We start from the raw sequence: 4,813 nt of genomic DNA on the forward strand, positions 1-4,813 counted from the left end.
CCTCGGCCGCGTGACAGCAACGGGCGGGCTGGTGGGTCAAATCTCGCAGAGCGATACGTAAGATCTCACCATCCGATACGCCTTTGCCACGGCGGGCGTGATCGGTCATCGTTCTCCGCATGTCACCGCACCCGCGTTCCGCCGCAGCCGGCTTCGAGCTGGCGCTTATCGGCGTGACCGCACACGCGGTTGCCGACATTCTCTGTCGCTGAGGCCGCTTCTTCCTGCACTCCGCGCTTTCCCCTTTTTTCGCGGAGGCGGCCTCGCCTGTCACTCCCCACCAGTGCCCCCTGCCGCCTTCGCGTACGAGTCCGCTCGCACTCCTGCCGCGAAAGGCGATTTTCGTCATGCTTCGTTCCCGTCAAATCGGCCGAATATCCCGCAGATTGACCGTGGCCGTCATCGGTCTCGCCGTCCTCGGCGCCGCCGCCTGCGCCGGTCCCGAGGACGGCGGCGACAGCGCCGCCGGCAGCGGCGGCAAGCCGCAGCAGGGCGGCACGCTCACCGTCCTGAACACCGAGGGCCAGGGCGATTTCGACCCCGCCCGGCTCTACACCTCCGGCGGCGGCAACGTCCCCTCGCTGGTCTTCCGCACCCTCACCACCCGCAACCGGGAGGACGGCGCCGCCGGCGCCAAGGTCGTCCCGGACCTCGCCACCGACCTCGGCAAGCCGTCCAAGAACGCCACCGTGTGGACGTACAAGCTCAAGGACGGCCTGAAGTACGAGGACGGCTCGCCGATCACCTCCGCCGACATCAAGTACGGCATCGAGCGGTCCTTCGCGGCGGAGCTGTCGGGCGGCGCGCCGTATCTGCGCGACTGGCTCATCGGGGGCGACACGTACGAGGGGCCGTACAAGGACAAGGGCGGGCTCGATTCGATCGAGACGCCGGACAAGAAGACGATCGTCTTCCATCTCAACAAGCCCGAGGGCGAGTTCCCGCTGCTGGCCACCCAGACGCAGACCACGCCGGTGCCGGAGGCCAAGGACAAGGGCGCCAAGTATGAGAACCACCCGGTCTCGTCCGGCCCGTACAAGGTCGTCAAGAACGAGGGCGACGGCGAGCATCTCGTCCTGGAGCGCAACAAGCACTGGTCGGCGGAGACCGACCCGGAGCGCAAGGCGTACCCGGACAAGATCGACGTCAAGTCCGGACTCGACTCCGCCGTCATCAACCAGCGCCTGTCCACCGGCTCCGGTGCCGACGCCAAGGCCGTCACCACCGACACCAACCTCGGCCCGGCCGAGCTCGCCCAGATCGGCGGCGACCAGCAGCTCTCCGACCGCGTCGGCACCGGCCACTTCGGCTACACCACCTACCTCGCCTTCAACCCGAAGGTGAAGCCCTTCGACAAGCCCGAGGTCCGCAAGGCGATCTCGTACGCCATCAACCGCACCTCGGTGATCAACGCCGCCGGCGGCTCCGCCCTCGCCGAGCCCGCCACCACCTTCCTGCCGGACCAGAAGGTCTTCGGCTACACGAAGTACGACCACTTCCCGGCCGGCAAGACCGGCAATCCGGCGAAGGCGAAGGAGCTGCTGAAGAAGGCCGGTTACGGGAAGGGCCTGACGATCACGCTCGCCCACGACACCGACGAGCACAACCTGGAGCAGGGTCCGAAGATCGCCACCGCCGTCCAGGAAGGGCTGAAGAAGGCCGGCATCACGCTGAAGCTCAAGGGCTACGAGGCCAACAAGTACTCCGAGCTCTACACCTCCACCAAGGACGCTCCCGGCTTCTTCATCTCCCGCTGGGGCGCCGACTGGCCGTCCGGCGGCCCCTTCCTGGCCCCGATCTTCGACGGCCGGCAGATCGTGAAGAACGGCTCCAACTACAACCACGCGCAGCTCGACGACCCGGCGGTCAACAAGGAGATCGACGAGATCAACAAACTGACCGACCTGAAGGAGGCCGCCAAGCGCTGGGGTGCGCTGGACAAGAAGATCGGCGCCGACGCCCTCGACGTCCCGCTCTTCCACCCGGTCTACAAGCGGCTGTACGGCAAGGACATCAAGAACGTCGTCATCAGCGACTGGACCGGCGTCCTCGACATCTCGCAGGTCGCGGTCAAGTAGCCATGGCCGCCACCGACATCATCGGAACGGGGACGGGGGCCGCGGACACCGCCGCGGCCCCCGCCTCCGGGGCCCGCCAGGTCTGGCGGCGGCTGCGCGCCCGCCCGTCGGCCGTCGCGGCCGCCGCCGTCCTCGCCCTCCTCGTCCTGCTCGCCCTCGCCGCCCCGCTGCTCGCGGCGCTGGAGGGCCAGGACGTGAATACGTATCACGACAACCTCGTCGACTCCGCGCGCGGCGGCGTCCCGCACGGCTCCTTCGGCGGGGTCAGCGCGGACCACTGGCTGGGCGTGGAGCCCGGCACCGGGCGTGATCTGTTCGCCCGGCTGCTCTACGGAGCCCGCATCTCGCTGCTGGTCGCGCTCGGCGCCACGGTCCTGAACATCGTCATCGGGACGGCGGTAGGTCTGGCGGCGGCGCTCGGCAACCGGCTGGTGGAGAGCGTGCTGAGCCGGTTCACCGACGTCATGATCTCCTTGCCGCTGCTGGTGATCGCCATGTCGCTGACGGCGATCGTGCCGCCCGACTTTCCCCGGCCGCTGCTGTTGATTCTGGTGATCGGGCTGCTGAACTGGTCCGGCACCTCGCGGATCGTGCGCGCCCACGTACTGACGCTGAAGAAGCTCGATTACGTGGCTGCCGCCCGGCTCGGCGGGTCCGGCCGGCTCCGGGTGGCCCGGCGGGAGCTGTTGCCCGCGCTCGCCGCGCCGGTGGTGACGTACGGCGCCCTGATCATCGGAAGCAACATCGTGGTCGAGGCCTCCCTCTCCTTCCTCGGCGTCGGCGTCAAGCCGCCCAACCCCTCCTGGGGACAGATGCTCTCCAGCGCCCAGACGTGGTTCCGCGCCGACCCGATGTACGTGCTGCTGCCCTCCGGGCTGCTGTTCGTCACCGTGCTCGCCTTCACCGTCCTCGGCGACGCGCTGCGCACGGCCCTCGACCCGCGCGAGGCGAGCCGGCTGCGCGTCGGCACGAAGAAGGGGCAGGCCCAGTGACCCGCTATGTGCTGCGCAGGACCGCCGGCGCCGTCCTCGTCCTCTTTGTCCTCTCGGTGCTGATCTACGCGCTCTTCTACCTGGCCCCCGGCGACTCGGCGAAGCTCGCCTGTGGCCCGCGCTGCAACCCGGCCCAGATCGCCCAGGTGCGCGAGCAACTCGGCCTGAACGACTCGGTCTTCATCCAGTACGGCGACTTCCTGAAGGGCATTTTCGTCGGCCGCGACTACTCCGCCGGCACCTCGGTGCTGCACTGCGACGCGCCCTGCCTCGGCCGCTCGTACCAGAGCGACCAGCAGGTCACGGACCTCATCCTGGAGCGCTTTCCGGCGACCGTCTCGCTCGCCGTCGGCGCGGTCGTGATCATGCTCGTCCTCGGCATCGCCACGGGAGTGGTCTCCGCGCTGCGCCGCGGCGGCCTGACCGAGCGGCTGCTGACCTGGCTCACCCTCGCGGGCACCGGCACGCCGGTCTTCATCCTCGGCCTGCTGCTGATGATGGTGGTCTGCGCGTATCTGCAGTGGCTGCCCTTCCCGTCGTACGTCCCGCTCACGGACAGCCCCGAGCAATGGGCCTGGAACATGCTGCTGCCCTGGCTCACCCTCGGCCTCTTCGAGAGCGCCAAATACGCCCGCCTGACCCGCGCCTCCACTCTGGAGACGCTGGCGGAGGATCATATCCGCACTTTTCGGGCTTACGGGGTGAGTGAGCGGGCCATCGTCGGGCGGCACGCGCTGCGCGGCGCGGTGCCGTCGGTGATCGCCATCACCGCCATCGACTTCGGCTTCCTGCTCGGCGGCGCGGTGCTCACCGAGTCCCTCTTCGGGATACCGGGGCTCGGCAAGACGCTGATCGACGGGATCCGGCAGGTCGACCTGCCGGTCGTGGTGGGCGTGGTGCTCACCATCGGCGCGGCCGTGGTGGTGGCGAATGTGATCGCTGATCTGCTCTATGCACTCGCGGACCGAAGGGTGACGCTGCAATGACTTCTTTGGCCGAAATCTCGGACCTCACGGTCGACTTCCCGGTGGCGGAGTCCGATCCGGTACGGGCCGTGGACGGCGTGTCCTTCGCGCTGGAGCCCGGCAGGGCGCTCGGCATCGTCGGTGAATCCGGCTCCGGGAAGTCCACGGTGGCAGCTGCGCTGCTGGGGCTGCACCGGGGGACGGGGGCGCGGGTGAGCGGGACCGTGACGGTCGGCGGTACGGACGTCGGCGCGGCTTCGGAGGGGGAGTTGCGGGCGCTGCGGGGCGGGGTGGCGGCGATGGTGTTCCAGGACCCGCTGTCCGCGCTGGATCCGTATTACGCGATCGGCGATCAGATCGCCGAGGTGTACCGGGTGCACCGGCGCGGGGCCTCGCGGCGGGAGGCCCGGGCGCGGGCGGTGGAGGTGCTGTCGCGGGTCGGGATTCCGGACGCGGCGCGGCGCTCGCGCTCGCGGCCCCACGAGTTCAGCGGCGGGATGCGGCAGCGGGCGCTGATCGCGATGGCGCTGGCATGCGAGCCGCGACTGCTGGTCGCGGATGAGCCGACGACGGCGCTGGATGTGACGGTGCAGGCGCAGATCCTGGACCTGCTGCACGAGCTGCGCACGGAGACGGGGCTGGGGTTGGTGCTGGTCACGCATGACTTGGGGGTGGTGGCGGGGAGCGTCGATGACGTGCTGGTCATGCGCGCGGGCCGCGCCGTGGAGCGCGGCCCGGTGGTGGAGGTGCTGGGATCGCCGGCGGATCCGTACACGAG

5 protein-coding genes are annotated in these 4,813 nt (G+C 69.5%); all 5 read left to right on the forward strand.

Features of this window, described 5'->3' with window-relative positions; genetic code table 11:
• Positions 1–119 precede the first annotated feature (119 nt).
• Complete coding sequence (locus tag G5C51_RS44185) at positions 120–212, forward strand: Ms4533A family Cys-rich leader peptide (protein ID WP_338118483.1); 93 nt, start codon at positions 120–122, stop codon at positions 210–212.
• 135 nt (positions 213–347) lie between these two features.
• Positions 348–2,078 (forward strand): ABC transporter substrate-binding protein, encoded by a 1,731-nt coding sequence (locus tag G5C51_RS39855; RefSeq protein WP_165245487.1) that lies wholly within the window; start codon positions 348–350, stop codon positions 2,076–2,078.
• A gap of 2 nt (positions 2,079–2,080) precedes the next feature.
• On the forward strand, positions 2,081–3,070 hold the full coding sequence (locus G5C51_RS39860; protein WP_165245489.1) for an ABC transporter permease: 990 nt from the start codon (positions 2,081–2,083) through the stop codon (positions 3,068–3,070).
• Entirely contained in the window at positions 3,067–4,056 is a 990-nt protein-coding gene (locus G5C51_RS39865; protein ID WP_165245491.1) for an ABC transporter permease subunit, read from the forward strand. Before G5C51_RS39860 ends, G5C51_RS39865 begins: the two co-directional genes overlap by 4 nt.
• Positions 4,053–4,813: ABC transporter ATP-binding protein (locus G5C51_RS39870; RefSeq protein ID WP_165245493.1), on the forward strand; the 761-nt coding region annotated here is incomplete at its 3' end. The genes G5C51_RS39865 and G5C51_RS39870, both read left to right, overlap by 4 nt.

Origin of the sequence: Streptomyces coryli (assembly GCF_011044975.1) — a bacterium.
GTDB lineage: Bacteria > Actinomycetota > Actinomycetes > Streptomycetales > Streptomycetaceae > Streptomyces > Streptomyces coryli.